At 74.0% G+C, this 25,567-nt stretch carries 25 protein-coding genes; 12 read left to right on the top strand and 13 right to left on the bottom strand.

The window, feature by feature from the left end; all coding sequences use genetic code 11:
• Nucleotides 1–59: 59 nt before the first annotated feature.
• The gene (locus FB476_RS12325; protein ID WP_141819217.1) at nucleotides 60–2,375 is read left to right on the top strand and encodes a 6-phosphofructokinase; all 2,316 of its coding nucleotides are present in this window, start codon (nucleotides 60–62) and stop codon (nucleotides 2,373–2,375) included.
• Nucleotides 2,376–2,382: 7 nt separating this feature from the next.
• On the opposite strand, the gene FB476_RS12320 is transcribed toward FB476_RS12325, so the two are convergent.
• Entirely contained in the window at nucleotides 2,383–2,982 is a 600-nt protein-coding gene (locus tag FB476_RS12320; RefSeq protein ID WP_141819215.1) for a winged helix-turn-helix domain-containing protein, read from the bottom strand.
• Between the two features lie 177 nt (nucleotides 2,983–3,159).
• Here FB476_RS12320 and rplM point away from each other — a divergent pair, with 177 nt between their 5' ends.
• Both rplM and rpsI read left to right on the top strand, forming a co-directional pair.
• Entirely contained in the window at nucleotides 3,160–3,603 is a 444-nt protein-coding gene (gene rplM / locus FB476_RS12315; protein ID WP_141819213.1) for a 50S ribosomal protein L13, read from the top strand.
• A gap of 14 nt (nucleotides 3,604–3,617) precedes the next feature.
• On the top strand, nucleotides 3,618–4,115 hold the full coding sequence (gene rpsI / locus FB476_RS12310) for a 30S ribosomal protein S9 (protein ID WP_141819211.1): 498 nt from the start codon (nucleotides 3,618–3,620) through the stop codon (nucleotides 4,113–4,115).
• Nucleotides 4,116–4,202: 87 nt separating this feature from the next.
• Here the strand turns inward: rpsI and FB476_RS12305 are convergent, their stop codons facing one another.
• Nucleotides 4,203–5,924, bottom strand: coding sequence for a S8 family serine peptidase (locus tag FB476_RS12305; RefSeq protein ID WP_141819209.1), 1,722 nt, complete (start codon nucleotides 5,922–5,924; stop codon nucleotides 4,203–4,205).
• A 240-nt stretch (nucleotides 5,925–6,164) separates the two neighbouring features.
• Between FB476_RS12305 and glmM the strand changes: the two genes are divergently transcribed.
• On the top strand, nucleotides 6,165–7,517 hold the full coding sequence (glmM, locus tag FB476_RS12300; protein WP_141819207.1) for a phosphoglucosamine mutase: 1,353 nt from the start codon (nucleotides 6,165–6,167) through the stop codon (nucleotides 7,515–7,517).
• A 26-nt stretch (nucleotides 7,518–7,543) separates the two neighbouring features.
• Here glmM and FB476_RS12295 read toward each other — a convergent pair whose 3' ends face one another.
• The 4 genes from FB476_RS12295 to glpX are packed head-to-tail and all read right to left on the bottom strand — an operon-like array spanning nucleotide 7,544 to nucleotide 11,160.
• Complete coding sequence (locus tag FB476_RS12295) at nucleotides 7,544–8,599, bottom strand: MauE/DoxX family redox-associated membrane protein (protein WP_141819205.1); 1,056 nt, start codon at nucleotides 8,597–8,599, stop codon at nucleotides 7,544–7,546.
• A gap of 30 nt (nucleotides 8,600–8,629) precedes the next feature.
• Complete coding sequence (locus FB476_RS12290; RefSeq protein ID WP_141819203.1) at nucleotides 8,630–9,145, bottom strand: beta-class carbonic anhydrase; 516 nt, start codon at nucleotides 9,143–9,145, stop codon at nucleotides 8,630–8,632.
• A 9-nt stretch (nucleotides 9,146–9,154) separates the two neighbouring features.
• Entirely contained in the window at nucleotides 9,155–10,108 is a 954-nt protein-coding gene (locus tag FB476_RS12285) for a carbohydrate kinase family protein (RefSeq protein WP_141819202.1), read from the bottom strand.
• 17 nt (nucleotides 10,109–10,125) lie between these two features.
• The gene (gene glpX, locus FB476_RS12280) at nucleotides 10,126–11,160 is read right to left on the bottom strand and encodes a class II fructose-bisphosphatase (protein ID WP_141819200.1); all 1,035 of its coding nucleotides are present in this window, start codon (nucleotides 11,158–11,160) and stop codon (nucleotides 10,126–10,128) included.
• 88 nt (nucleotides 11,161–11,248) lie between these two features.
• On the opposite strand from glpX, the gene FB476_RS12275 reads away from it, so the two are divergent.
• The gene (locus FB476_RS12275) at nucleotides 11,249–11,887 is read left to right on the top strand and encodes a DUF4245 domain-containing protein (protein ID WP_170233613.1); all 639 of its coding nucleotides are present in this window, start codon (nucleotides 11,249–11,251) and stop codon (nucleotides 11,885–11,887) included.
• 75 nt (nucleotides 11,888–11,962) lie between these two features.
• On the opposite strand, the gene FB476_RS12270 is transcribed toward FB476_RS12275, so the two are convergent.
• Nucleotides 11,963–12,223, bottom strand: a complete 261-nt coding sequence (locus FB476_RS12270) for an exodeoxyribonuclease VII small subunit (RefSeq protein ID WP_141819196.1) — start codon at nucleotides 12,221–12,223, stop codon at nucleotides 11,963–11,965.
• Between the two features lie 91 nt (nucleotides 12,224–12,314).
• On the opposite strand from FB476_RS12270, the gene FB476_RS12265 reads away from it, so the two are divergent.
• Nucleotides 12,315–12,611 (top strand): hypothetical protein, encoded by a 297-nt coding sequence (locus tag FB476_RS12265; RefSeq protein ID WP_141819193.1) that lies wholly within the window; start codon nucleotides 12,315–12,317, stop codon nucleotides 12,609–12,611.
• Here FB476_RS12265 and xseA read toward each other — a convergent pair.
• On the bottom strand, nucleotides 12,608–13,870 hold the full coding sequence (xseA, locus tag FB476_RS12260; protein WP_141819192.1) for an exodeoxyribonuclease VII large subunit: 1,263 nt from the start codon (nucleotides 13,868–13,870) through the stop codon (nucleotides 12,608–12,610). The two genes, FB476_RS12265 and xseA, sit on opposite strands and share 4 nt — an antisense overlap.
• 19 nt (nucleotides 13,871–13,889) lie before the next feature.
• Between xseA and FB476_RS12255 the strand changes: the two genes are divergently transcribed.
• Together FB476_RS12255 and FB476_RS12250 are read left to right on the top strand one after the other, a co-directional pair.
• Nucleotides 13,890–14,642 carry an alpha/beta fold hydrolase gene (locus FB476_RS12255; protein WP_170233611.1) on the top strand — a complete coding sequence of 251 codons (753 nt, stop codon included), beginning with the start codon at nucleotides 13,890–13,892 and terminating at the stop codon, nucleotides 14,640–14,642.
• Nucleotides 14,643–14,680: 38 nt separating this feature from the next.
• Nucleotides 14,681–15,718: a 4-hydroxy-3-methylbut-2-enyl diphosphate reductase gene (locus tag FB476_RS12250; protein WP_141820274.1), complete on the top strand. Its 1,038-nt coding sequence runs from the start codon at nucleotides 14,681–14,683 to the stop codon at nucleotides 15,716–15,718.
• A 51-nt stretch (nucleotides 15,719–15,769) separates the two neighbouring features.
• On the opposite strand, the gene FB476_RS12245 is transcribed toward FB476_RS12250, so the two are convergent.
• Nucleotides 15,770–16,996: a DNA recombination protein RmuC gene (locus tag FB476_RS12245; protein ID WP_238329694.1), complete on the bottom strand. Its 1,227-nt coding sequence runs from the start codon at nucleotides 16,994–16,996 to the stop codon at nucleotides 15,770–15,772.
• A 123-nt stretch (nucleotides 16,997–17,119) separates the two neighbouring features.
• Here FB476_RS12245 and ychF point away from each other — a divergent pair, with 123 nt between their 5' ends.
• The 3 genes from ychF to FB476_RS12230 are packed head-to-tail and all read left to right on the top strand — an operon-like array spanning nucleotide 17,120 to nucleotide 19,365.
• A complete protein-coding gene (gene ychF, locus FB476_RS12240) occupies nucleotides 17,120–18,205 on the top strand; it encodes a redox-regulated ATPase YchF (RefSeq protein WP_141819188.1) in 1,086 nt (361 codons plus the stop codon).
• Between the two features lie 47 nt (nucleotides 18,206–18,252).
• On the top strand, nucleotides 18,253–18,831 hold the full coding sequence (locus FB476_RS12235; protein ID WP_141819186.1) for a TetR/AcrR family transcriptional regulator: 579 nt from the start codon (nucleotides 18,253–18,255) through the stop codon (nucleotides 18,829–18,831).
• Nucleotides 18,832–18,861: 30 nt separating this feature from the next.
• The gene (locus FB476_RS12230) at nucleotides 18,862–19,365 is read left to right on the top strand and encodes a YqeB family protein (protein ID WP_141819184.1); all 504 of its coding nucleotides are present in this window, start codon (nucleotides 18,862–18,864) and stop codon (nucleotides 19,363–19,365) included.
• Nucleotides 19,366–19,464: 99 nt separating this feature from the next.
• On the opposite strand, the gene FB476_RS12225 is transcribed toward FB476_RS12230, so the two are convergent.
• The 3 genes from FB476_RS12225 to FB476_RS12215 all read right to left on the bottom strand — a co-directional run bounded on the left by FB476_RS12225 (nucleotide 19,465) and on the right by FB476_RS12215 (nucleotide 23,734).
• Entirely contained in the window at nucleotides 19,465–20,028 is a 564-nt protein-coding gene (locus tag FB476_RS12225) for a hypothetical protein (protein WP_141819182.1), read from the bottom strand.
• A 91-nt stretch (nucleotides 20,029–20,119) separates the two neighbouring features.
• Nucleotides 20,120–21,346, bottom strand: coding sequence for an MFS transporter (locus FB476_RS12220; protein ID WP_141819180.1), 1,227 nt, complete (start codon nucleotides 21,344–21,346; stop codon nucleotides 20,120–20,122).
• Nucleotides 21,347–21,514: 168 nt separating this feature from the next.
• On the bottom strand, nucleotides 21,515–23,734 hold the full coding sequence (locus tag FB476_RS12215) for an NADP-dependent isocitrate dehydrogenase (RefSeq protein ID WP_141819178.1): 2,220 nt from the start codon (nucleotides 23,732–23,734) through the stop codon (nucleotides 21,515–21,517).
• A 164-nt stretch (nucleotides 23,735–23,898) separates the two neighbouring features.
• On the opposite strand from FB476_RS12215, the gene FB476_RS12210 reads away from it, so the two are divergent.
• The gene (locus tag FB476_RS12210) at nucleotides 23,899–24,795 is read left to right on the top strand and encodes a universal stress protein (RefSeq protein ID WP_141819176.1); all 897 of its coding nucleotides are present in this window, start codon (nucleotides 23,899–23,901) and stop codon (nucleotides 24,793–24,795) included.
• Here FB476_RS12210 and FB476_RS12205 read toward each other — a convergent pair.
• Complete coding sequence (locus tag FB476_RS12205) at nucleotides 24,776–25,510, bottom strand: type 1 glutamine amidotransferase (RefSeq protein ID WP_141819174.1); 735 nt, start codon at nucleotides 25,508–25,510, stop codon at nucleotides 24,776–24,778. The two genes, FB476_RS12210 and FB476_RS12205, sit on opposite strands and share 20 nt — an antisense overlap.
• Nucleotides 25,511–25,567: the final 57 nt, after the last annotated feature.

Here is a 25,567-nt window from a genome sequence, read left to right as displayed (position 1 = left end):
GGGTGCCTCGGGTCAGGGGTGTCGCCGGGTGGTGACCGAGGGCGGGCAGGATAGGTCCCATGAACGCGCAGGTGGACCCGCTCCCGCTCGCCCCGGTCGTCGCCCCCGCCCCGGGGGTGCGGGTGGGGGTGCTCACCTCAGGCGGTGACTCGCCCGGCATGAACGCGGCCGTGCGCGCTGTGGTGCGGACCACCATCGCCGCCGGCGGAGAGGCGTATGCCGTGCACGAGGGCTGGGCTGGCGCCGTCGCCGGGGCGGGCCTGCTGCGGCCCCTGGACTGGGACGACGTCTCGGGCGTGCTCCACCGCGGCGGCACCGTCCTGGGGACGGCCCGCTGCCCGGAGTTCCAGACGCGGGACGGCCTGCGTGCGGCCGCCCGCCACCTGGTCGGCGCGGGCATCGACCGCCTCGTCGTCGTCGGAGGCGACGGGTCGCTGCGCGGTGCCGAGGAGCTGCGGCAGGAGTGGCCCGGTCTGCTCCAGGAGCTGGTCGCGGCCGGCGAGCTGAGCGCCCCGACGGCGGCGGCCCACCCGCGCCTGCTCGTGGCCGGGCTCGTGGGGTCGATCGACAACGACATGGCGGGCACCGAGATGACCATCGGTGCCGACACGGCGCTGCACCGCATCTGCGACGCGCTCGACGCCCTGCGGTCCACCGCTGCCAGCCACCAGCGGACCTTCGTCGTCGAGGTGATGGGCCGTCACTGCGGCTATCTCGCCCTCATGGCCGCCGTGGCCGGCGGAGCGGATGCCGTGCTGGTGCCGGAGGTGCCGCCGGCCGAGGGCTGGCAGGACCTGCTGGTGCGCCGTCTCACCGCCTCGCGCGCGGCCGGGCTGCGTGACCTCATCGTCATCGTGGCCGAGGGGGCCGTCGACCGCCAGGGCCGACGGATCACCAGCGCCGAGGTCGGGGCACTGCTCACCGAGCGCCTCGGCGGGGAGGGATCGCGGGTCACCATCCTGGGTCACGTCCAGCGCGGCGGGCGGCCCTCCGCCTACGACCGGTGGATGCCGACCCTCCTGGGCCACGCGGCCGCCTGCGAGGTGCTGCGCGACGAGGATCGTCCCTCCGTCGTGGTCGGCGTCCGGGGCAACCGTGTCGCCGTGACCCCGCTGCCCGAGGCGGTGGCGGACGTCAACGCCGTCCGCGACGCCACGCGCCGGGGCGACTTCGCGGTCGCCCGCGTCGCACGGGGCCGTTCGTTCGGCAGTCTCAGCACGGCCGTCGACGAGCTCTGCGCACCCCCGGAGTCGCAGGGCACGCTCGGCGACGGCGAGACGTCCTCGGGGTCCGCGGTCGTGGGCGGGCCGACGGCAGCCGCGCCCGACCGTCGCCCTCGCCGGATCGCCGTCCTGCACGCGGGAGGCCCGGCCCCCGGCATGAACGCCGCGGTCCGGGCGCTGGTGCGCACGGCCGCCGTGGCCGGCGACACCGTCCTCGGCGTCTCCGGTGCCGTGCCGGGCCTGGTCGAGGGCCGGCTCCGGCCCCTCGGCTGGGCGGAGGTCGACGACTGGGTCGAGGCGCCCGGTGCCGAGCTGGGCAGCCGGCGCGACGTGCTCGAGGAGGTGCAGGCCGCACGCGTGGCCGACGTCCTCCGCGAGCACCGTGTGGACGCGGTCGTCCTCGTCGGCGGGATGGAGGCCTACCGCACCGGGGCCGTCCTGCAGGCGGCCGCGGGTCGTCACCCCGCCCTGGAGATCCCGGTCGTGTGCGTCCCGGCGGCGATCGACAACCACCTGCCCGGGGCCGACCTCTCGATCGGTGCCGACACGGCGCTCAACGTCGTCGTCGAGGCGCTCGACCGGCTGCGCGTCTCGGGCTCGGCCACCCGCCGCTGCTTCGTCGTCGAGACCCTGGGCGGACCCAGCGGCTACCTGCCGATGATGGCGGGGATGGCAGCGGGAGCTGAGCGCGCCTACCTGCCCGAGGACCCGGTCACCGTGCACCGGCTGGCCGAGGACGCCGCAGCCATGACGCGGGCGTTCGCCGACGGTCGTCGGCAGTGGCTGGTCGTGCGCGGCGAGCACGCCTCGGCCGACTACACCACCGAGGTCATCACGCGGATCTTCGAGGCGGAGGGCGGGGACCTCTTCGACGTCCGCGCGACGGTGCTGGGGCACGTGCAGCAGGGCGGGACGCCCACGCCCTTCGACAGGCTGCTCGCGACCCGGCTGGCCCGGGCCGCGCTCGCCGAGGTCGACCGCCAGCTCGGCGAGGGGGCGGTGTCGTCCTGCGCCGTCGGCGAGGTCGCGGGCTCGCTCCGGCTGACCCCGCTGGCGCGGCTCGAGGCAGAGCTGGCACCCGGGGCCGACCGGCCGCGCGAGCAGTGGTGGCGCCAGCTCGAGAAGGTGGCCGCGCGGGTGGCGACGCCCTAGTGCGTCCTCAGGACGTCTGGCCGCGTCGCTCCACCGGGAGCGCGCAGGTGTAGACGACGACCCGCTTCGCCTGCGGGTTGCCCTGCCCCACGCGCCGGTAGCGCTCCAGCACCTCGAGCAGCTCGGCCCGCATCGCGGTCGCCTGCTCGGCCGTCACCTGCACCGTGTGGTCCTCCAGGCCGCAGACCTGCTGCCAGGTCGCCTCCCACTCCCCGCGCGTGGCCAGCCAGGCCTGGGCCCGGTCGCCGAAGTGCGCCAGGTAGTCCTGGGCCAGCCAGTCGACCGCCTGCGCGTCGTCCTCGTCGAGGGGCTCGTCGCCCGCCCAGCCGAGCGCGACGGCCGCCTCGGGGACCGGGGCGGCGCGCCATACCCTCCGGCGGCCCGTGCCGCTCCCGGCGTCCTCGACCAGCCCCACCTCGGCCAGCCGGCGCAGGTGGTAGGACGTGGCGCCGGTGTGGGTGCCGAGCGCGCGCGCGAGGTCGCTCGCCGTGGCCTGGCCGTGCACCCGCAGCTCGGCGAGCAGCCGGCTGCGGAGGGGGTGCGCGAGGGCCCGCAACGCGCCGCGCTCGACCGCCCCACCGGTCTCCGGGAGGTCGGGTCCGCTCATGCCGCCACCCTAGCGAGGGGACCACGTGTGCACAATATCTGTGCACACTTCGGCTGCGCAGCGTCTATGCGAACCCTTGTATGCCGTCTGACCTGCGGTTTCGCCGGTTTGGGCGCGTCGCCTGGTCCCGTTAGACTTGAACAGTTGACCACCCATCCGACTACGAAGGTTTGCACCGTGCGTACCTACACCCCCAAGGCCGGCGACATCACGCGCGCCTGGCACGTCATCGACGCCACGGACGTCGTCCTGGGGCGCCTCGCGTCCCAGACCGCGATCCTGCTCCGCGGCAAGCACAAGACCATCTTCGCCCCGCACGTCGACACCGGTGACTTCGTCATCATCATCAACGCCGACAAGGTCGCGCTGACCGGTGCCAAGCTGGAGCAGAAGAAGGCCTACCGCCACTCGGGCTACCCGGGTGGTCTGAAGGCCGAGACCTACCAGCAGATGCTGGAGAAGCACCCGACCCGCGCCGTGGAGAAGGCTGTCCGCGGCATGCTCCCGAAGAACTCCCTGGGTCGGCAGATGCTGACGAAGCTGAAGGTCTACGCGGGTGACACCCACCCGCACGCGGCCCAGAAGCCGGTCCCGTTCGAGATCTCCCAGGTCGCGCAGTAAGGAACTGACGATAGATGACTGACAACGACTTCGCGGTCGAGGGCGAGTTCGACGAGAACGCCCTCTCCGAGTACACGACCGAGTCGGCCGCCTCCTCCGAGGCCGCCGCCCGCCCCTCCGCCTCCGCCCCTGGCGCCGCCACCGGTCGTCGCAAGCAGGCGATCGCCCGCGTGCGCATCGTGCCCGGCTCCGGCGAGTGGAAGATCAACGGCCGCACCCTCGAGGAGTACTTCCCGAACAAGGTGCACCAGCAGATCGTCAACGAGCCGCTGGCGGCCCTCGACCTCGTCGGCGCCTACGACGTGCTCGTGCGCGTCCACGGCGGCGGCCCCTCCGGCCAGGCCGGTGCGGTCCGCCTCGGCGTGGCCCGTTCGCTCAACGGGGTCGACCCGGAGCTGAACCGCCCGGTCCTCAAGAAGGCCGGTCTGCTCACCCGTGACGCCCGCGTCCCGGAGCGCAAGAAGGCCGGTCTCAAGAAGGCCCGCAAGGCGCCGCAGTACAGCAAGCGCTGATCGTCGCCGTCCACGGACGGCCACGGCACGAAGCGAGGGCCGGAGGGAGCGGATGCTCCCTCCGGCCCTCGCCGTCGTGCTGACGTGTCAGCGGAAGGACACGTCGTCGATGAGGAAGGACGTCGCGAGCGAGCCGTCCTCGGCGCCGACGAACCGCAGGGTGACGGTCTGCCCGGCGAACTGCGACAGGCTCACGCTGCGCTGCACGTATCCGCTGGAGGCGTGCAGGTTGGACCAGGTGCCGAGCACCGTGGTGGTGCCGTTGCGCACGACCTGGACCTGCATCTTGTCGTAGGCCGTGGTGCGGGTCGTCTCGGCCGTCACCACGCGCAGGTAGAAGTCCAGGGTGTTCCCCGACGAGGGGACGGTCACCTGCTGGGTGATGGCCTCGGTGCGGGTGGAGCCGTAGCCGACCAGCCACGCCTTGTTGGTGCCGGTCCGGGCGGCGTAGCCGCTCGAGCCGATGGTGCCGGTGTCACCGCTCCAGCCGGTGGCGCCGCTCTCGAAGCCGCCGTTGGTGATGCCCGAGGAGGGCGGCGGCGGGTCCGTCGGCGTGGAGCCGCCGCCACCGGTCAGCGCCGGGGTGTAGAGCAGCCGGTTGGGGGAGCCGCTGCCGGGGCTGGTGACCACGCCGGTCGTCGCCGCCGCGTTCACGGCCGAGGACACCTGCGAGGGCGACGCCGTGGGGTTGTCCTGGAGGTAGAGCGCCACGGCGCCGGCGACGTGCGGCGACGCCATCGAGGTGCCGCTGATGGTGTTGGTCGCGGTGTTGGACGTGTGCCACGCCGAGAGGATGTTCGAGCCGGGCGCGAAGAGGTCCACGCAGGTGCCGTAGTTGGAGAAGCTCGAGCGGGCGTCGGTGTTGGTCGTCGAGCCCACCGTGATGGCCGCGGCGGCGCGGGCGGGGGAGACGTTGCAGGCGTTCTGGTTCTCGTTGCCCGCCGCGACGACCACCGAGACGCCCCTGGCGACCAGGCGGTCGACGGCCGCGTCCAGCGTCGTGGACGCGCCGCCACCCAGGCTCATGTTGACCACGGCCGGCTTGGGCGCGTTGTTGGCGACCCAGTCCATGCCGGCGATGATCCCGGACGTGGAGCCGCTGCCCTGGCAGTTGAGGACACGCACCGGCACGATCGTGACGCCCTTGGCGACGCCGTAGGTCGAGCCGCCGACGGTGCCGGCGACGTGGGTGCCGTGACCGTTGCAGTCGTCGGTGCCCCGGCCGTCGCTGATGGCTGTGTAGCCGGAGGCCGTGCGGCCGCTGAACTGGCCGTGGGTGGTGCGGACACCGGTGTCGACGATGTAGGCACGGACCCCCTGGCCGGTGGCGTCGTAGGTGTAGGTGCCGTCGAGCGGCAGCGAGCGCTGGTCGATGCGGTCGAGGCCCCACGGCGCGTTGGACTGCGTGGCGTCGATCGTGATGACGGCGTCCTCCTCGACGTGCGCCACGGCCGGGTCGGCACGCAGCTGCTCGAGCTGGGCCGGGGTGAGGCGGGCGGAGTAGCCGCCCAGGGCCGGGTAGGCGTGGTCGACCTTGACGCCCTGGGAGCGGGCCCTGGAGACCTGGCGCTCGGTCGCGGCCCGTACGGCCTCGGCGGCCCGTGCGGACGCGTTGGCGGAGGGGCCGGTCTTGGCCTCCGCCGGCGTCTCGAGGACGACGATGTAGGACCCTTCGACGGCCTGCTCGGCCTCGATGAGGGGCGCCTTCGCGTCGGCCCGGTCAGGGGCCGCGACGGCGGGGCCGGTCAGGCCGGCTGCGAGCACCAGGCCGGTAAGCGCGGCCAGGGTCCTTCGACGGGTGGAGTGCATCCGTTGCTCCTTCTCAGGTGGCAGAGGCACCGCATCGGCGCGGCACCTGCGCCCAGCCTGGGGGGCAGGCCGGCCCGGCGGGAGAGGTGCTGTGGAACCTGTACCCATTCCTGACCAGATGCTTACCGATGCTTGGGTCGCTCTTGACGGTCAGGCGCCCTCGGGCCCGTCGGTACGTCATACTCGTGTGCGGCCCGACGGGTCCCGGGCCACCCGACCATGTGAAAGACGAGGCACCAGATGGCACGACTGTTCGGCACCGACGGGGTGCGGGGACTGGCCAACAAGGACATCACCGCCGAGCTCGCCCTCGACCTCTCGGTCGCGGTGGCGCACGAGCTGGGCGGCCACGGGGCGTTCGGCGGCCACCGCTCCACGGCGGTCGTCGGCCGTGACCCCCGGGCCTCGGGGGAGTTCCTCTCCTCCGCCGTCATGGCCGGCTTCGCCTCGGCGGGCGTCGACGTCCTGGACGCCGGCGTCCTGCCGACACCCGCCATCGCCTACCTGACCCAGCGGATGAACGCCGAGATGGGCGCCATGCTCTCGGCCTCGCACAACGCGATGCCCGACAACGGCCTGAAGTTCTTCGCCAAGGGCGGGCACAAGCTGCCCGACGACATCGAGGACCGGATCACCGAGCGCCTCGGCACCGCGTGGGAGCGGCCCACGGGCGCCGGCGTCGGCCGCATCCGACCGTTCGCGCGGGGTGCGGAGTTCTACATCGAGCACCTGCTGGGCGCGGTCCCCGGCCGCCTGGACGGCCTGCGGGTCGTCATCGACGCGGCTCACGGCGCGGCCTCGGTCGTCGGCCCGGAGGTCTTCCGCCGCGCGGGGGCCACCGTCGACGTCATCGGCGGCGAGCCCGACGGGCTCAACATCAACGACGGCTACGGCTCCACCCACGTCGAGCACCTGCAGGAGGCCGTCCGCCTCCGTGGCGCCGACATGGGCGTCGCCTTCGACGGGGACGCGGACCGCTGCCTCGCCGTCGACGCGAGCGGCGAGCAGGTCGACGGCGACCAGATCATGGCGATCCTGGCGCTGTCGCTGAAGGAGCAGGGCCAGCTGGCGCAGGACACCCTCGTCGCGACCGTCATGAGCAACCTCGGTCTGCTGCGCGCGATGGAGCAGCACGGCGTCCACGTCGTGCAGACCTCCGTGGGCGACCGCTACGTGCTCGAGGAGATGCGGGCGCACGGCTACTCCCTCGGCGGGGAGCAGTCCGGTCACGTGATCATGCTCGACCACGGCACCACCGGTGACGGGGTCCTGACCGCCCTCGCCCTCGCGCGTCGCGTCGTGTCCTCCGGTACGCCGCTGGGCGAGCTCGCCGCCGTGATGACCCGCATGCCCCAGGTGCTCGTCAACGTCAAGGGCGTGGACAAGAACCGCGTCGAGTCCGACGAGGCCCTCCAGGCCGAGGTCGCCGCCGTCGAGGCCGAGCTCGGCGACACCGGTCGCGTGCTGCTCCGCAAGTCCGGCACCGAGCCGGTCGTGCGCGTCATGGTCGAGGCCGACACCGAGAACCGCGCCCAGGAGTATGCCGACCGCCTCTCCGCGGTCGTGCGCGAGCGGCTCTCGCTCTCGGCCTGACGCTGCCCGCCCGGCGACCGGCCTCGCTAGGAGACCGGCTGGTCGTCGGCGGCGGGCTCGGGCAGCTGCGCCTCGGACAGCTGCTCGGCGATCTGCGCCACGAGCTCCTCGATCTCCTCGACACCGTTCACCGGGCCGCCGGCCAGCAGGCCGTCGGCCCCCAGCACGACGGCGGCGGGGCTGGCCCCGGCGCGGAAGGCGTCGTAGACGTGCGAGCCCGGGTCCCACCACACGCCGGGCACGTCCGCCAGCGCCTCCTCGACCCAGGGGCGGCGGGTGTGCACCAGCTGCACCCCGAGCTGGGGCAGGGTCTCGCGCCAGCGCGGGAGCCGCTCGATCACCTCGAAGGTGGGGCCGCACCAGCAGTTGACGAGCAGGAGCAGCTGCGCGCGCTCGCGGGCCAGCAGGGCGACGTCGACGACCTCGAGGTCGGCGGAGAGCAGGACGCCCTGGGGAATGGGGCTGCGGACGTAGTCGAGCTCCGGGTCGGGGGGCGGGGTGGCGCTCGCGGCCTCCTCGGCCCGCCGCCGTCGTCGGGGCCGGGGCGGCAGGGTCGTTCCGGCCGGGCCGCCCCCGAGGACGAGCACGGCGACGGCCGCCAGGGCGGCGGCGAGCGCCAGCCAGAGCCACTCGCCGGCGCCGTAGCCGGCCACGAGCCGGCCGGCCGCGGAGCCGCCGACCGCGATCCACGCGGTCAGGAGCGCCAGCACCTCCAGCAGGATGTTGCGCCACAGGGTCTTCGCCGAGATCCGGTGGTCGCCCACCCTCCCGAAGCAGCCGCAGGTGGGCCGCGGGTCCCAGGTCAGGGCTCGGGCGATGACCACGAGGAAGGTGGTGAAGAGACCCAGGGCGAGCGCCGCGCCCACGGCATACGTCCACCGCCAGGGGGTGACCAGCAGCGCGGCCGTGACGAGCTCGACCACGGGCAGGCTCCGCGCGACGATCCCGCGCTGGAGCAGGCGAGGCAGGCGCAGCAGCCGGATCATGCTGGCCGTGGCGTCGGTGTCGCGCAGCTTGGCGAGACCGCTGAGGACGAGGACGGCGGCCAGCGTCAGCGGCGCCAGCGACAGGGCCGGGAGCATGTGCTCAGGGTACGGAACCCGTCAAGGCGCTCAGACGAGCTGGGTGAGCAGGCCCGTGTCGACGTCGTAGAGGAAGCCGCCGACCTCGGCGCGCCCCTGGATGAGCGGGTGGCTGGCCACGCGCCGGACGTCCTCGACGAGGGCGGCGTGCTGGTCGGGCACCACGTGGAAGTGCTGCCACCAGGCGTCCTGGCCGGAGAGCTCGGTGATCTTGTCGCGCAGCTCGTTCTCGCTGTAGACCGTCATCGCGCAGCGGGTATGGGGCACGACCAGGACACGCTCGACGTTGAGCAGGTGCACCGCGAGCACCAGGGCCTCCAGCGCGGCCTCGGTGATGCGGCCACCAGGATTCCGGAAAATCTTGGCGTCACCGTGCGTCAGGCCCACCATCTGCAGCGGCTCGATGCGCGAGTCCATGCAGGTGACGATGGCCACGCCCGCCCGGGCGATGCCGTCGAAGCCGGTGAGGTCGTGGGTCTCGGCGTAGCGGCCGTTGGCCTCCAGCAGGTCGGCGAAGGCGTCGGGACGGGACTGCGGGGCGGCCATGGCCCAAGCCTAGTCCCGCAGGTCCGCCCGGGTCGGCGCGGCCGCCCCGGGACGGGCGACCGTCCAGGCGGCGCAGGCCACGGCCCGCCGGACGGCAGGCGCGACGTCCTCGAGGTCGGCGCTGCGGAGCCGGGCCCGGGCCTCGGGCGAGCCGAGGAGGTCGGCGTCGAGCAGGCCGCTGAGCAGGCCGGCCATGAACGAGTCGCCGGCGCCCACCGTGTCGGTCACGGTCACCGTCGGGGCCGCGACCTCGACGGTCACGCCGCGGCGGGGCAGGTGGACCAGTGCCCCCTCGCCACCTCGGGTGAGGACGACCAGCTCCGGGCTCAACCGGCCCCAGAGCTCGAGCACCTCCGCCGCGTCGACGTCGGTGCCGTAGAGCCAGGCGACGTCCTCGTCCGAGGCCTTGACGACGTCGCTGCGCCCGATGCACTCCTCGATGCGGGAACGGACCGCGTGCGGGTCGCCCATGGCGGTGGGTCGGCAGTTGGGGTCGTAGGAGACCGTGGCGGTCTCCCTCGCCCGTGACATGACCGTGAGCACGGCGGAGGCACCGGGCTCGAGCGTGGCGGCGATCGATCCGGTGTGCACGTGGGCGGCGGTGGACGTGTCCTGCGGGCCGACCTCCCACAGCAGGTCGAACTCGTAGCGGGCCGCGCCCGTCGCGTCCAGGCGCGCGGTCGCCGTCGAGGTGCGCGGTGCGTCGGTGGAGCCGGGGGTGAGGACGACGTCGGCGTCGAGCAGGTGCTCCTGCACCTGGCGGCCGGGGACGTCCTGCCCGATCCACGTCGTCAGCCGGCTGTCGTGGTCGAGCGCGGCCAGCCCGACCGCGACGTTGGCCGGCGAGCCGCCGACGCTGCTGCGGTGCTCGCCCCCGTCGGCCGGGACGACGACGTCGACGAGCGCCTCGCCCACGGTCAGCACCGCCCGCTGCCGCGAGACGGGCTGCCCGGTGGGAGCCATGTCGTCGACCTCCCGGCTCAGAGCTGGTGCTCGGGGGAGAGGGAGTCGGCGATCCGGGCCACCTTGTCGAGGCGGTGGTGGGAGATGATCTCCCGGATCGTGCCGGACTTGGAGCGCATGACGAGGGAGTTGGTCACGGCCGAGCCGGAGCCGTAGCGCACGCCCTTGAGCAGCTCGCCCGTGGTGATCCCGGTCGCGACGAAGAAGCAGTTGTCGCCCTGGACGAGGTCGTCGGTCGAGAGCACGCGGTCGAGGTCGTGGCCGGCGTCGATCGCCTTCTGGCGCTCCTCGTCGTCCTTGGGCCACAGCTTGCCCTGGATGACACCGCCCATGGCCTTCATGGCGCAGGCGGTGATGATGCCCTCGGGGGTGCCCCCGATGCCGATGAGCATGTCGACGGAGGAGTCCTCGCGCGCCGCCGCGATCGCGCCGGCGACGTCGCCGTCGGTGATGAACCGCAGCCGGGCGCCCGCCTCGCGCACCTCGCGGGTGTACTGCTCGTGCCGGGGACGGTCGAGCATGATGACCGTGAGGTCCTCGATGTAGCGCTTCTTCGCCTTGGCGATCCGGCGCAGGTTCTCGCGGATGGGCAGCCGGATGTCGACGCGGTCGGCCACGTCGGCGCCGACGACGAGCTTGTCCATGTAGAAGACCGCCGACGGGTCGTACATGGTGCCGCGCTCGGAGACGGCCATGACCGCGATGGAGTTGTCCATGCCCTTGGCCGTCGGCGTCGTGCCGTCGATCGGGTCGACCGCGACGTCCACCCGGGGGCCGGTGCCGTCGCCGACCCGCTCGCCGTTGAAGAGCATCGGCGCCTCGTCCTTCTCGCCCTCGCCGATGACGACGACGCCGTCCATGGCGACGGAGGAGATGACCTTGCGCATCGCCTCGACGGCGGCGTTGTCGGCGAGGTTCTTGTCACCGCGGCCCACCCAACGGCCGGCCGCGAGGGCCGCTGCCTCGGTGACCCGCACGAGCTCCAGCGCCAGGTTGCGGTCGGGGAGGACCTGCTCGGTGCTGGGGCGGGGGGAGGTGGGGGCCGTGGTCATGCGGACTCCTTCGTCGGGCGGCGTGGTGCCGTTCCACCCTAGCCGCCCGGCGGTCCGGCCGGGGTCGCCGGGATGCGACCATGGAGGGGTGAGCGAGACCACCCCTGCGCAGACCGACGAGGCACCGGCGACGACCGCGGCGCCCGGACCGGGCGAGTCCCCGGAGGTCCGCAGGCAGCGCCGGATGGCCTCCTGGACGGTGCGCAACATGGTCTACTCCATGCTCCTCGTCACGCTCATCGTGCTGGCGTGGTGGTCCATGACCTCCAGCCCGTCCACCCAGCAGCAGCGCGCCCCGGAGCTCGAGCAGACCACGAACTACGTGGTCGAGCAGGCGCAGTGGCCGGTCTGGGTGCCGGACCCCGGCGAGGGCTGGACGCCCACCGTGCTCTGGTACGACGCCCGGGTGGCCGACGTGCCGACCTGGCACATCTCCTACGTCTCTCCGAAGGGCGAGTACGTCGCCCTGCACCAGGCCGCCGACGTGACCCCGGAGTGGTTCGAGGAGGCGCTGCCCGACGCCAGCGCCACCGACGCGCAGGTGCGGCTGCCCGGACCCGTGGGCGAGCAGACCTGGCAGGTGTGGTCCGGCCCGTCCCGCGGCAACGCCGAGACGGCCTACGTCCTCGGCCCGGACGTGACCGGCGGCTCGACGGTCGCCGTGCACGGCACGGCCGGCCAGGAGGAGTTCGAGGTCTTCCTCGCCTCGGTCGAGGCCGGGGACTAGGCGCGAACCCCGGGCGGGAGGCGCGACGCCGATCGGGGCGACCGGCAGGTCGACGTGGCAGGTCGGCGTCCGGGGTCAGCCCTCGACGTCCGCCTCGCCCTCGGGCTGCGGCGCCGTCGGGGCGGCCTGCTCGGAGGCGCGGTCGAGGCTGGCCTGGGCGGCGTCCAGCTTGGCCTGGCAGTGCGCGGCGAGCTGCTCGCCGCGCTCCCACAGCACCATGGCCTCCTCGAGGGGCACCTGTCCGCCCTCGATCCGGGACACGAGAGCGACCAGCTCGTCGCGGGCCTCCTCGTAGCTGAGCTCCGTCACGGGGGCGAGGTCGGGGGTGTCGCTCATCCGGCCAGCCTAGCCTCCCCGGGGCCGTCCGCCCTGCCGTCGCCGGGACCTGTGCCTACGGTGGAGGTGCCCTCGACGAAGGAGGCCCGCCATGGGTGAGCAGCCCGTCCCTCCCGGGACGCCGTCCGACCCGAGCACGCCCGTCGACCCGACCGGGCCCGGCCCGACGCCCGCGCCCGACCCCGCCCCGCACGAGCCGGGCGTCCCCGGCGAACCGGGGCCCGGCCCCGCCCAGCCCTCCCGCCCCAGCGACCCGGGGACGCAGCCGGACCCGCTGCCGGCGCCCGGACCGGAGCAGCCCGAGCCCTCCCCCTCGCCGCCGGACGAGCCCGGCACCCCGGGGCTTCCCGGCTCCCCGCCGGACCTTCCCGGCGGTCCGACCTCCTAGGTCGTCGGCAGCGCGGCGTCGGCGGGATCGGCGACCGGCCGGACCGCGAAGTCCCCGTGGGCGACGGTGACGCGCAGCAGCTCGCCGGCCTCGACCTCCGCCCGGTCGCGGACGATGGTGCCGTCGCGGTGCCGCACCACGGCATACCCCCGCTCCAGGGTGCGCTGCGGCGAGACGGCCCGCAGGTGCGCCAGCAGCGACCCGGTGCGGTCGTGCTCGCGGGCCAGGCGGTCCTCGACCCGCCGCAGCGCGCGACTCCTCAGCGCGTCGATGTCGGCGCGGTGCTGGGCCACGATGGCGTGCCGGTCGGCCATGACCGGGCGGCTCATCAACCCCCGGATGCGTTCGCGCTCGGTGGTGACCCGTCGCTGCAGCGCCTGCCGGCCGCGACGGCGCACGGTGGCGAGCCCGCGCAGCTCGTCGGCGACGTCGGGCACGATCGCGGCCGCGGCGTGGGTGGGGGTGGAGGCCCGCAGGTCGGCGACGTGGTCGAGCAGCGGGGTGTCGGTCTCGTGACCGATGGCCGAGACCACGGGGGTGCGCGCGGCGGCGACGGCTCGCAGCAGGCCCTCGTTGCTGAACGGGAGCAGGTCCTCGAAGGAGCCCCCGCCGCGGGCGATGACGATCACCTCCACCTCGGGCAGCTCGTCGAGCTCGCGCAGCGCCGCGGTCACCCCGGGGACCGTGCCGGTGCCCTGCACCGCGACCTGACGGATCTCGAAGCGGGCGGCCGGCCAGCGCCGGCGAACCCCGGCGAGGACGTCGCGCTCCGCCGCGGTGCCGCGGCCGACGACGAGGCCGATGGTGTGGGGGAGGAAGGGCAGGGGGCGCTTGCGGGAAGCGTCGAAGAGACCCTCCGAGCGCAGCAGCTGCTTGAGGTGCTCCAGCCGCGCCAGCAGCTCGCCGACCCCGACGTGGCGCATCTGGCGCGCCTCGAGCTGGAGGGTGCCGCGCTTGGTCCAGAAGGTCGGCTTGGCGTGCACGACCACGCGTGCGCCCTGCTGCGGCGGGGAGGGCATGGCGTCGAGGGCGCCCACGGGGATCGCCACCGACAGCGACATGTCGACGTCGGTGTCGCGCAGCGTGAGGAAGGCCGTCGACATGCCGGGCCGCCGGTTGAGCTGGACGATCTGCCCCTCGACCCACAGCGGGGACATCTTGTCGACGTAGTCGCTGATCTTCATGGACAGCGTGCGCACGGGCCACGGGGTCGCCGCGGTGGTGTCGCGGGCGGTGGGTGGCAGGGAGGCGCTCGTCACGGGCCCTAGCCTAAGGAGCATGCCCGACCGCAGCGCGCGACCGCGCCTCGTCCTCGTCCACGGGACGCGGATCGACGCGCGGCAGTGGGAGCCCTACCGGGCGCTGCTGCCCCAGGCCGAGATCGTGGCGCCCGACCTGCCGGGGCACGGGAGCAGGGTCGGGGAGGAGTTCACGCTGGAGGCGGCCGTGGCCACGATCGCGGCCGCGGTGGAAGGGGCCGCCCCCGGTCAGCGGGTGGTGCTCGCGGGTCACAGCCTGGGCGGCTACATGGCCATGGTCCACGCCGCGCAGCACTCCGACCGGCTGGCCGCGCTGGTCCTCGTGGGGGCGACGGCGGACCCGTCCGGCCCGCTCACGGCGGTCTACCGCGGCTTCGCCGCCCTCGTCGGCCGGTCCGACCCCGAGCGGCTCGCGCGGCGCACCAACCGGATGGTGCGCTGGCTGGGTGCGGGGGACCAGGTCGCCGAGGTGCTGCCCGGCGGAGAGGCCTATGCCGCGCTGCCCGCGGCGTGGCAGGCGGTGATGGACGCCTGCGGTCCCGACCTGCTGCGCGACGTCACCTGCCCGGTGGTCCTGGTCAACGGCCAGTACGACCAGATGCGGCTGCACGTGCGCCAGTTCGCCGCGGCGGCGCCGCGGGCGACGGTCGTGACGGTGCCGCGGGCGACCCACCTGCTGCCGCTGACCCACCCCGAGGAGCTGGCACGGATCCTGGCCGGGGTGCTCGTGCCCAGGGGGGATCCAGGGCCGTTGCCTACCATGGGGGCGTGACCACCACGACTCCCTCGTCCCAGCCGACCGACGTCTCCGTGCCCGCGCCGGGCGAGCCCGGGGCCAGGCGGGTCCTCCTGGCGGCGCCGCGCGGCTACTGCGCCGGTGTGGACCGCGCGGTCGTGACGGTCGAGAAGGCCCTGGAGCTGTACGGCCCGCCCGTCTACGTCCGCAAGGAGATCGTGCACAACAAGCACGTCGTGAAGACCCTGGAGCGGCGCGGCGCGATCTTCGTGGACGAGACCTCCGAGGTGCCCAAGGGCGCCCGGGTGATCTTCTCCGCCCACGGCGTCAGCCCGGCGGTCCACGCCGAGGCCCGGGTCCGCAGCCTGCAGACCATCGACGCCACCTGCCCGCTGGTCACCAAGGTGCACCGCGAGGCCGTGCGCTTCGCGGACGAGGACTACGACATCCTCCTCGTCGGCCACGAGGGCCACGAGGAGGTCGAGGGCACCGCCGGTGAGGCGCCCGACCACATCACGCTCGTGGAGAGCCCCGACGACGTGGAGCACGTCGAGGTGCGCGACCCCGAGAAGGTGGTGTGGCTCTCCCAGACCACGCTGTCGGTCGACGAGACCATGGAGACGGTGCGCAGGCTGCGCGAGAAGTTCCCGCTGTTGCAGGACCCGCCCAGCGACGACATCTGCTACGCCACCCAGAACCGGCAGGTCGCCGTCAAGCAGATGGCGGCCGACTGCGACCTCATGATCGTGGTGGGCTCGCAGAACTCCTCCAACTCCAAGCGGCTGGTCGAGGTCGCGCTGGAGTACGGCTCCCGCGACGGCCACCTGGTCGACTACGCCGAGGAGATCGACGAGGCGTGGCTCGACGGCGTGACCACGGTCGGGGTGACCAGCGGTGCGAGCGTGCCCGAGATCCTGGTCCGCGACGTGCTGGACTGGCTGGCCGAGCGCGGCTACGCCGACGTGCAGGCCGTGACGGCGGCCGAGGAGTCGCTGCTCTTCGCCCTGCCGACCGAGCTGCGCCGCGACCTCAAGGCCGCCGGCCAGCAGGCCGCCAAGGTCCGGCACGACCCGAGCGCCATCCCGACCGGCCGCGACGAGCACCTGCGCTGAGACGGGGTCCCGCCCCGGCGCCTGCCGGGCCGCGGGATGGCGCTCCGGCGTCTAGGAGACCGCCTCGTCGGTCTCGTCCCCGTGCACGTCGCGACGGCGGGGCGGCGCGACGTCGCCCAGCTCGCGGCGCGGCGGAGCGACGGACTCGAGCTCACCGCTCAGCAGCTCGGTGCTGGTGAGCGGGCGCGGCGCGACCTCCAGGGATGGAGGTGCGGGCACGGGCGTCTCGACCAGGCCGAGGTCGTGCATTCGCCGCGAGGTCACCAGGACCCGCGACTCGAGCGTGCCGACGAGCTGGTTGTAGGCCTCCACCGAGCGCCGCAGCGCGGTGCCCATGCCCGTGACGTGGCGGCCGAGCGTGGCCAGCCGCTGGTGCAGGTCGGTGCCCAGGCGCAGCAGCTCACGGGCGTTGTCGGTGAGGGTGTCCTGCTGCCACGCCAGGGCGGTGGCCCGCAGCAGGGCCAGCAGGACCGCGGGGGAGGCCAGCACGACCCTCCGCGACTGCGCATGGTCGTAGAGGTCGGGCGCGGCCCGCAGCGCGGCGGCGAGCACGGCATCGCCCGGCACGAAGCAGACCACGAGCTCGGGCGAGGTGGGGAAGGCCGACCAGTACTCCTTGCCCGCGAGGGCGTCCACGTGGCCGCGCAGGCTGTCGGCGTGCTGCCGGAGCAGCCGCGCGACCTCCTCCGGGGCCAGCCCGTCGGCCTGCGCGCGCAGGAAGGCCGTCAGGGGCGCCTTGCTGTCGAGCACGAGGAACTTCTCGCCGGGCAGGCGCACGACGACGTCGGGGCGGACCCGGATGTCATGCCGGCTGACCGCACCCACCTGCTCGTCGAAGTCGCAGCGCTCGAGCATCCCGGCGTGCTCCAGGACGCGGCGCAGCTGCACCTCGCCCCAGGTGCCGCGGGTGGTCGAGGAGTTGAGCGCCCCCGCGAGGCCAGCGGTCTGCTCCTGGAGGGTGCGCGTCGTCGCGGCGACCTGGGCCAGGTGCTCGCCGACCTGCCCGAACTGCTCCACGCGGTCGCGCTCCAACGTGCGCACCTGGGTCTCGACCCGTTCCAGCGCGGCCCGCAGCGGGGCGAGCTGGGCGGCGGCCTCGCGGTCCTCGCGCGCGTCCTCCCGCACCGCCGCGAGCTCGCGGGCCAGCCCGTCGCGCTCGGCCTCCGCCCCGGCGAGCCGGACGGCCGCGCGGCCGCGAACGACGGCCGCGCCCAGGAGCATGCCCAGCAGGAGCACGGCCACCCCGGCCAGCGTCAGGTGCCACCACTGCATCGTCATGGCCCCGACCCTGCCAGCCGGCACCGACAGACCGCGACGCCCACGCCGGGCGGGCCGGACCACGTGCTCGCCGCCGTCCGCGCGGCGTCGGTGGTCCCGCGGCACCGGTAGACTCCTGACCCCGTGGCACTCACCATCGGAATCGTCGGCCTGCCCAACGTCGGCAAGTCGACCCTCTTCAACGCCCTGACCAAGAACTCCGTCCTCGCGGCGAACTACCCGTTCGCGACGATCGAGCCCAACATCGGCGTGGTCCCGCTCAAGGACCGGCGCCTCGCGCGGCTCGCGGAGATCTTCGGCAGCGCCCGGATCCTGCCCGCGACCGTGAGCTTCGTGGACATCGCCGGCATCGTGCGCGGCGCCAGCGAGGGTGAGGGCCTGGGCAACAAGTTCCTCGCCAACATCCGCGAGGCCGACGCCATCTGCCAGGTGGTCCGCGCCTTCCGCGACGACGACGTGGTCCACGTCGACGGCAAGGTGTCCCCGCGCGACGACATCGAGACCATCAACACCGAGCTGATCCTGGCCGACCTCCAGACGCTGGAGAACGCCATCCCGCGGCTGGAGAAGGAGGTCAAGGGCAAGAAGACCGACAAGGAGGTCCTCGACACCGCCCTGGCCGCCCGCACCGTCCTGGAGCGCGGCGAGACCCTCTACGCCTCCGGCGAGGCGGCCGGTGTCGACGTCGCGGCCGCGCGCCAGCTCGGCCTGCTGACGACCAAGCCCTTCCTCTACGTCTTCAACCTCGACGAGGACGGCCTGACCGACGAGGCGCTCCACGACGAGCTCGCCGCCCTCGTGGCCCCGGCCGAGGCCATCTACCTCAACGCCAAGCTCGAGGCCGACCTGGCCGAGCTCGACGAGGAGGAGACCCGCGAGCTGCTCGAGTCGGTCGGCGTCGACGAGCCGGGTCTGGACCAGCTGGCCCGCATCGGTTTCGACACCCTCGGCCTGCAGACCTACCTGACCGCCGGGCCCAAGGAGACGCGCGCCTGGACCATCCGCAAGGGCTGGACCGCCCCGCAGGCCGCGGGCGTCATCCACACCGACTTCGAGCGCGGCTTCATCAAGGCCGAGGTCGTCTCCTTCGCCGATCTCGACGCCGCCGGGTCCATGGCCAGGGCCAAGGAGGCCGGCCGGGTCCGGATCGAGGGCAAGGACTACGTCATGCAGGACGGCGACGTCGTGGAGTTCCGCTTCAACGTCTGACGCCGCACGACGGATCGCCCGGTCCTCACGTCGCCCGAAGGAGAGCCGTGCGCGCAGACGCCCTCAGACGGCGCGCGACGCTGGTCAGCCAGGCCCGTCGTCTGTTCGCCGCGCGCGGCGGAGACATCGGTCTGGAGGCCGTGGCGGCCGCGAGCGGGGTCGGGATCGCCACGCTCTACCGCAACTTCCCCTCACGGGAGAGCCTCCTCGTGGCGGTCGTGCTGGACATCCTGGCCGACATCCGCGCGGCCGTGGGCCGTGCCGGTGAGCGTGGCGCGCAGGACCCGTGGGAGGCCTGGTCCGGGCTGGTCCGCGACCTCGTCGCCATGGACGTCGGTGCGCTCACCGACGCCCTGGGGCGGGCGTCCCGGGAGGGCTACCTCGCCCAGGCGGTCGAGCCTCAGCAGCAGGCCCTGGAAGAGGTCGAGCAGCTGCTGTGCCGGCTCCAGGACGCCGGGACCGTGCGCGAGGACCTGTCCGCGCTGGAGGTCGTCGTGGCGGTCGCGACCATCACGCGGCCCCAGCCGCAGGCGATCCGGGCGGCGGCGCCGGACGCCGTGGGCCACCTGGTCGAGGCGTTCCTCGCCTGGAGCCGGGCCGCCGGCGGTGCCGGTCGGTGCCGGTAGCCCGAGCCGGTCCGCGCTAGCATCCCTGGCATGGCCACCGACCCCTCCGTGCCCGCACCGCGCCGGGTCGGGGGCTTCGACCGGGGCGGCCAGGCCTGGGTCCTCGCGCTCTTCATGACCGGCGGAGTCGGCCTCGGCGCTCTCCTGCCCCTGCTGGCTCGCTGGGCGAGCGGCCTGCCCTGGGTGCCCTTCCAAGGGCCGCTGGAGCTGCTGAGCTCCTTCGACAGCGCCTGGTTGGTCTGGGGCAGGCCCCTGCTCGGGCTGCTGGCGGGCCTCGGCCTGGCGGCCTGGGTGCTGGCAGACTCACCGGTGCTCGAGATCGGCCCCGACGCCGTCGAGGTGCGGCGGCGGGGTGAGGTGGAACGGGTGATCCCGCGCGCCAAGATCGACGCCGTCTACCGGCGCCGCGGCGCCGTCGTCATCGAGGGCGTCCACGGGCAGACGCTCTTCGACGCTGACGTGGAGGGTGCCCGCGAGGCCGTGCGCGACGCCTTCGTCGCCGCGGGCTATCCCTGGGAGGGCGCCCGCGGGTAGGCCCGCCGAGGTGCGCCGTGGGCGATCCGGGTCGGTCCCCACCGGCAGGGGGGCGACCACCCGCCGCCCGACGCACCGAGCCGGCCGCGGCCGGAACGGCTAGCCGGCGCACTCCTCGCTCTGCTCGGTGAGGATCCAGCCGGTCGCGGTCGCGCCGAGGTGGATCGTCCCGCACTTGCCCGTCTCGAGGTAGGTGGCGAAGAGGGTCGCCTCCGTGGAGGTCTCCGTCACCACCTCGACGTCGACCTCGGCGCTCGAACCGGCAGCGGCGTACATGGCCGCCGTGTCCGTGATCATCGCCTCGCAGTCGGTGAGCTCCGTGCCGAGGGCCGCGGACAGCTCAGCCAGCATGCGGGTCTGGAGCTCCTCGCTCATCAGTGCGCACGCCCGCGGCGCGTCCGGCTCGCGGGAGGCGGCGAGCCAGTCCAGGTAGGCCTCGACCGGACCGCCCGCGTCAGCGGCGTCGTCCGCGCTGGCGTCGTCGGCGTCGTTCGGGTCGGGATCGGCATCGGCGTCGTCGGCGGTGGTGGCGGGCGCCGCGGTGGGGGCGGCAGCCGTGCTCGGGGCGGCATCGTCGCTCGGCGCGTCGTCGGTGCTCCCGCAGCCGGTCACCGCCAGCGTCGCGGCGGCACAGAGGATCGGGAGGGAGTGACGAAGGCGCATGGTGCTCCAGACGGTAGGGGGATGGATCGCGGTTGCGGAGTATAGGCGTGAGCCCGTGACGAGCCCGACGAAGGGTCGGCGCGACGACCGGTCAGGCCGGCGTGAGCTCGTCGTCGACGTAGGAGGGGCGCGAGCAGCGCAGCCCGGCGAGCGTGAGCAGGACGCCGCTGCCCATGAGGAGCAGCAGCACGGCCGTCCAGGTGCCGGTGGCGCCGTGGACGAGGCCGACCACGAACGGGCCGAGCGCGGCCAGGAGGTAGCCGACCGGCTGGACGAAGCCCGAGAGCCGGGCCGTCACCCGCGGGTCGCGGGTCCGGATCGTGATGAGCGCGATCGCGGTCGGGAACGCCCACCCCGCGACGCCCAGCAGCACGGCCCAGAGCCAGGGGAGCGTTGCGGGGGCGGCGTAGATCCCGGCGTAGCCGGCGACCAGCAGCGCGCCGAAGCCCACCATCCAGGGCGCGAGCGTGCGGGAGCGGGCGATCACCGTCGGCATGAGGAGCGCGCCCACGATGCCGACGGCCGTCAGGAGCGAGACGAGCAGCCCCGCGGACGTGGCGTCGAGCCCCGCGTCGCGGAAGATCTGCGGCAGCCAGCCGAACTGCACGTAGGCGTTCATCGACTGCAGCCCGAAGAGCGCCGTCAGAGCGATCGCGGTGGGGGAGCGGCGCACCCGTCCGCCCGGGGCCGGCGTGGGCGCGGCCGGCACGCCCGTGCCGTGGCGCTCCCGGAGGGTGGCCAGCGACCACGGGACCAGGGCGCCGAGGGCCAGCAGGCCCCAGACGCCCAGCCCGCCGCGCCAGCCGAGGCCGCTGACCTCGCCGATCGGGGCCGCGAGCGCCGGGCCGAGGGCACCGCCGAGGGTCAGACCGGTGCTGTAGAGGGTCAGCAGGCGTACACCGCCGTCCGGGGAGTGCCGCTTGACCCAGGCGGGCACCAGGACGTTGCCGACCGCCATGCCCGCCAGCGCCAGGACGCTGAGGGCCAGGAAGACCGGCACGTGCTCGGTGAGGACCCTTCCCACCAGCCCCAGCACGACGGCCGTCAGCCCGAGGGTGATCGTCGCGGTCATCCCGAGCCTGCGGGCCGTCCCGACGGCCAGGGCGCCGGCCAGGCCGAAGAGCAGGCCCGGCAGCGCCGTGAGCGCGCCCGCCGTGCCGGCGGTCATCCCCAGCGAGGAGGACACCTCGGCCAGCACCGGACCGACGCTGCTGGCGCCGGGCCGCAGGTTGACCGAGGCGAGCACGACGGCGGCCAGGACGAGCCCGAAGCCCACGGACCCGCCGGCGGAGGGGCGGGGCGGGACGGGTGTGCTCACCGAAGAGTCCTATCACCTGCTCTGCGGGCCATCCTCCGGCGGGGTGCTCCCAGGACGGCTCGACGGTGCGCGCGTCGCAGCGACGGCGACCCCACGGCATACCCCCGGACGCAGGACCGCCCCCGGTCCCTGGGGGGAACGGGGGCGGTCCTGGCGAGCGCGAGGACGTCAGCCGCGCAGCGCGTCGATCACCGCGTTGAAGGTGGCCGAGGGACGCATCGCGGCGGCGGCCTTGGCGTCGTCCGGGTGGTAGTAGCCGCCCAGGTCGACCGGGGAGCCCTGCACGTCAAGCAGCTCCTGGGCGATCTGCTGCTCCTTCTCGGACAGCTCGGCCGCCACCGGGGCGAAGCGCTCCGCGAGCTCGGCGTCCTCGGTCTGCTCGGCGAGCGCCTGCGCCCAGTAGAGCGCGAGGTAGAAGTGGCTGCCGCGGTTGTCGATCTGGCCCAGGCGGCGGGCCGGGGACCTGTCCTCGGTCAGGACGCGCTCGGTGGCGCGGTCCAGGGCGTCGCCCAGCACGCGGGCCTTGGCGTTGCCGTCACGGTCCGCGAGGTGGCGCAGCGACTCGGCCAGCGCGAGGAACTCGCCGAGGCTGTCCCAGCGCAGGTAGTTCTCCTGCTGCAGCTGCTGGACGTGCTTGGGGGCCGAGCCGCCCGCACCGGTCTCGAAGAGACCGCCGCCGCTCATCAGCGGGACGACCGAGAGCATCTTGGCGCTGGTGCCGACCTCGAGGATGGGGAAGAGGTCGGTGTTGTAGTCGCGCAGCACGTTGCCCGTGACCGAGATGGTGTTCTTGCCCTCGCGGATGCGCTGCACCGACAGCCTGGTGGCCTCGACCGGGGACATGATGCGGACGTCGAGCCCGTCGGTGTCGTGGTCGCCGAGGTACTGCTGCACCTTGGCGATGAGGTTGGCGTCGTGGGCGCGGTTCTCGTCGAGCCAGAAGACGGCCGGGTCCCCGGTGGCGCGGGCGCGGGTGACGGCGAGCTTGACCCAGTCGCGGATCGGCTCGTCCTTGGTCTGGCAGGCGCGCCAGATGTCACCGGCGGAGACGGCGTGCTCGAGCAGGACCGCACCGGAGGAGTCGACGACCTGGACGGTGCCGTCGGCCGCGATCTCGAAGGTCTTGTCGTGGGAGCCGTACTCCTCGGCCTTCTTGGCCATGAGGCCGACGTTGGGGACCGAGCCCATGGTGGTCGGGTCGTAGGCGCCGTGGGCCTTGCAGTCCTCGATCACGGCCTGGTAGACGCCGGCGTAGGAGGAGTCGGGGATGACCGCGAGGGTGTCGTCCTCCTCGCCCTGGGGGCCCCACAGCTTGCCGCCGTTGCGGATCATCGCCGGCATGGACGCGTCGACGATGACGTCGCTGGGGACGTGCAGGTTGGTGATGCCCTTGTCGGAGTTGACCATCGACAGGCGGGGCAGCTTCTGCAGGCGCTCCTGGATCGCGGCGCGCACCTCGTCGGCCTTGTCGCCCAGGGCGTCGAGCCCGGCGAGGATGCCGCCCAGACCGTCGTTGGCGGACAGGCCGGCGGCCTCCAGGTCGGCGCCGTAGCGCTCGAAGACGTCGGCGAAGAAGACCTCCACGGCGTGGCCGAAGATGATCGGGTCGGAGACCTTCATCATCGTGGCCTTGAGGTGGAGGCTGAGGAGGATGTCCTCGTCAGCGGCCTCGGCGACCTGCTCGGCGAGGAAGGTGCGCAGCGCGGCGGCGTCCATGAAGGTGCCGTCCACGACCTCGCCGGCCTCGACCGGGACGGACCCCTTGAGGACCGTCTCGGTGCCGTCGGCGGCGACGTGCTTGATGGTGAGGGTGTCCGCGGCCTCGAGGACCACCGACTTCTCGTTGCTGGCGAAGTCGTGCTCGCCCATGGTGGCGACGCGGGTGCGGCTGTCGGGCGACCAGGCGCCCATCGAGTGCGGGCGGGTGCGGGCGTAGTTCTTGACCGCCTCGGGGGCGCGGCGGTCGGAGTTGCCCTCGCGCAGGACCGGGTTGACCGCGGAGCCCTTGACCTTGTCGTAGCGGGCCCGGACGTCGCGCTCCTCGTCGGTGGAGGGGGACTCGGGGTAGTCCGGGATGTCGTAGCCCTGCGCCTGCAGCTCGGCGATCGCGGCGCGCAGCTGCGGCACGGACGCGGAGATGTTCGGGAGCTTGATGATGTTGGCCTCGGGCCGGGTGGCCAGCTCGCCCAGCTCGGCGAGGGCGTCGGGCTGGCGCTGCTCCTCGGTGAGCCGCTCGGGGAACTGGGCCAGGATGCGCCCGGCCAGCGAGATGTCCCGGGTCTCGACGTCGATCCCGGCGGCCCCCGCGAAGGCCTCGATGATCGGCTTGAGCGAGTACGTCGCCAGCAGGGGAGCCTCGTCGGTACGCGTGTAGATGATCGTGGACATGCGAAGGTCTCCTGCGGTCTTGGACGGGGGACGGGTTTCGGTCCGAGGCTACTAAACGTGGCGGCGCCCCTCCCGCGCGGTCTCCGGCTCCCTCCCGGGGGCCCGCCCCGGTTCGCTAGGATGGCTGCGACAACCCGTAGTAATGGCGCGAGAGGTGGTCGTCGATGAGCGAGGATGCACGGTCGATCGTGGTAGGGGCCGACGGCGGCGCCTCGGACGGTCCGGCGCTGCGCTGGGCGGCGAAGCTGGCCCACCGCACGGGACTGCCGCTGGTGGCGGTGCACTCCAGCGAGCCCGAGGCGCTGGCGGCCCGGGCCGCGGGTGCCGGGGCGCCCGACATCACCGCGCTGCTCGAGGCCGAGGACGCGCGCGCGGAGGCCGTGCGCGAGACCGTGACCGCGCTGGCCGAGGAGCTCGGCATCACCGCGACCACGGTGGTCGAGCGCGGCTCGCCGGTCCGGTCCCTGCTCGAGCACCAGGGCCAGGCCGCCCTGATCGTGGTCGGCACCGGCCGCAAGGGCGCCCTGGAGGAGTTCGTCCTCGGGACCACGTCCATCGGGGTCGCGGCCCACGCGACCGTGCCGGTCGTCGTGATCAACCCCGAGGTGGACGTCGAGGCCCTCGACACCGGACGCATCGCGGTGGCGATCGACGGCAGCGACGACAGCGAGGCCGCGGCGCGCGCCGCCGTGAGGTATGCCGCGCTCAGCGGCTCCAGCATCACCGCGGTCACCGCGTGGTACCTCGAGGTCGTCAACGGCTACGTCGTCACCGAGCCCGACAGCCCGGAGTGGAAGCAGATCGAGCGCGACCGCGAGGAGATGCTCCGCGACGTGCTGCGCCCCGCGCTGCAGGACCACCCGGACGTGCAGGTCGACTACCAGGTGCGCCGGGGACCCATCGTCCCGACGCTGACGGAGGCCTCGCGCGACGTCGACCTCGTCGTCGTCGGCAGCCGCGGCCGGGGCGCCTTCACCGGGCGCCTCCTCGGGTCGGTCAGCCAGCGCGTCATGCGCTCGGCCGTCTGCCCCGTGATGGTCGTCACCGCACCGCGGCGCTGACCTCCAGCCCGGCCGCGGAGACGATCTCGCCGAAGCGCCGCACGAGGGCCGCCCACGGCTGCTGCAGCTCGCTCAGCCGGGCCTCCAGCTGGCCGAGCGCGGCCTGCTCCTCGACCGGGTGGCTGCCGTCGGCCCACCCGCGGACCACGGCCAGGTCGACCTCCGGGTGGAACTGCACGCCCCACGCGCGCTCGCCGAACCGGGCGGCCTGCACGGTGCCGTCCGGCGCGGTGGCCAGCGCGACGGCCGACGGCGGGAGCTCGACGACCACGTCGTCGTTCCAGTGCACGACGGGGGAGCCGGCGGGCAGCGCGGAGGTGAGCGCGTCGGTCAGCCCCTCGTCGGTCGCGCCGAAGGGCAGCAGCGCACGCGTGCCGCCGTGGGGGTTGCGCGTCACCCGGCCACCGAGGGCGACGGCGGAGAGCTGGTGCCCCAGGCACACGCCGAGCACGGGGCGTCCGGCCCGGGCGCTCGCCGCGACCAGCGACCGCGTCGGCGCGAGCCAGGGGTTGTCGGCGTCGTCGTCGGCGCCCATGTGCCCGCCCAGCACGACGAGCCCGTCGTGGTCGACCAGCTCCGCAGGGACCGGCAGGCCCTGGTAGGCGGGCAGGACGTCGCAGCCGACGCCGACGTCGGCCAGCCAGGACTCGATGCCCGCCACGGGGCACTCGTCCTCGTGGCGCACGACGAGGACACGGGGGCGGGAGCTGCTCATGGGCGAAGGGTAGCGACGGCCTGTCGGCCCGCTGCGCCGGGTCCGGTGCGCACCGGA

It is taken from the genome of Ornithinimicrobium humiphilum (assembly GCF_006716885.1).
Taxonomy (GTDB): Bacteria; Actinomycetota; Actinomycetes; order Actinomycetales; family Dermatophilaceae; genus Ornithinicoccus; species Ornithinicoccus humiphilus.
The sequence above is the reverse complement of the archived record's forward strand: the minus strand, read 5'-3'. Positions and strand labels throughout refer to the sequence as shown.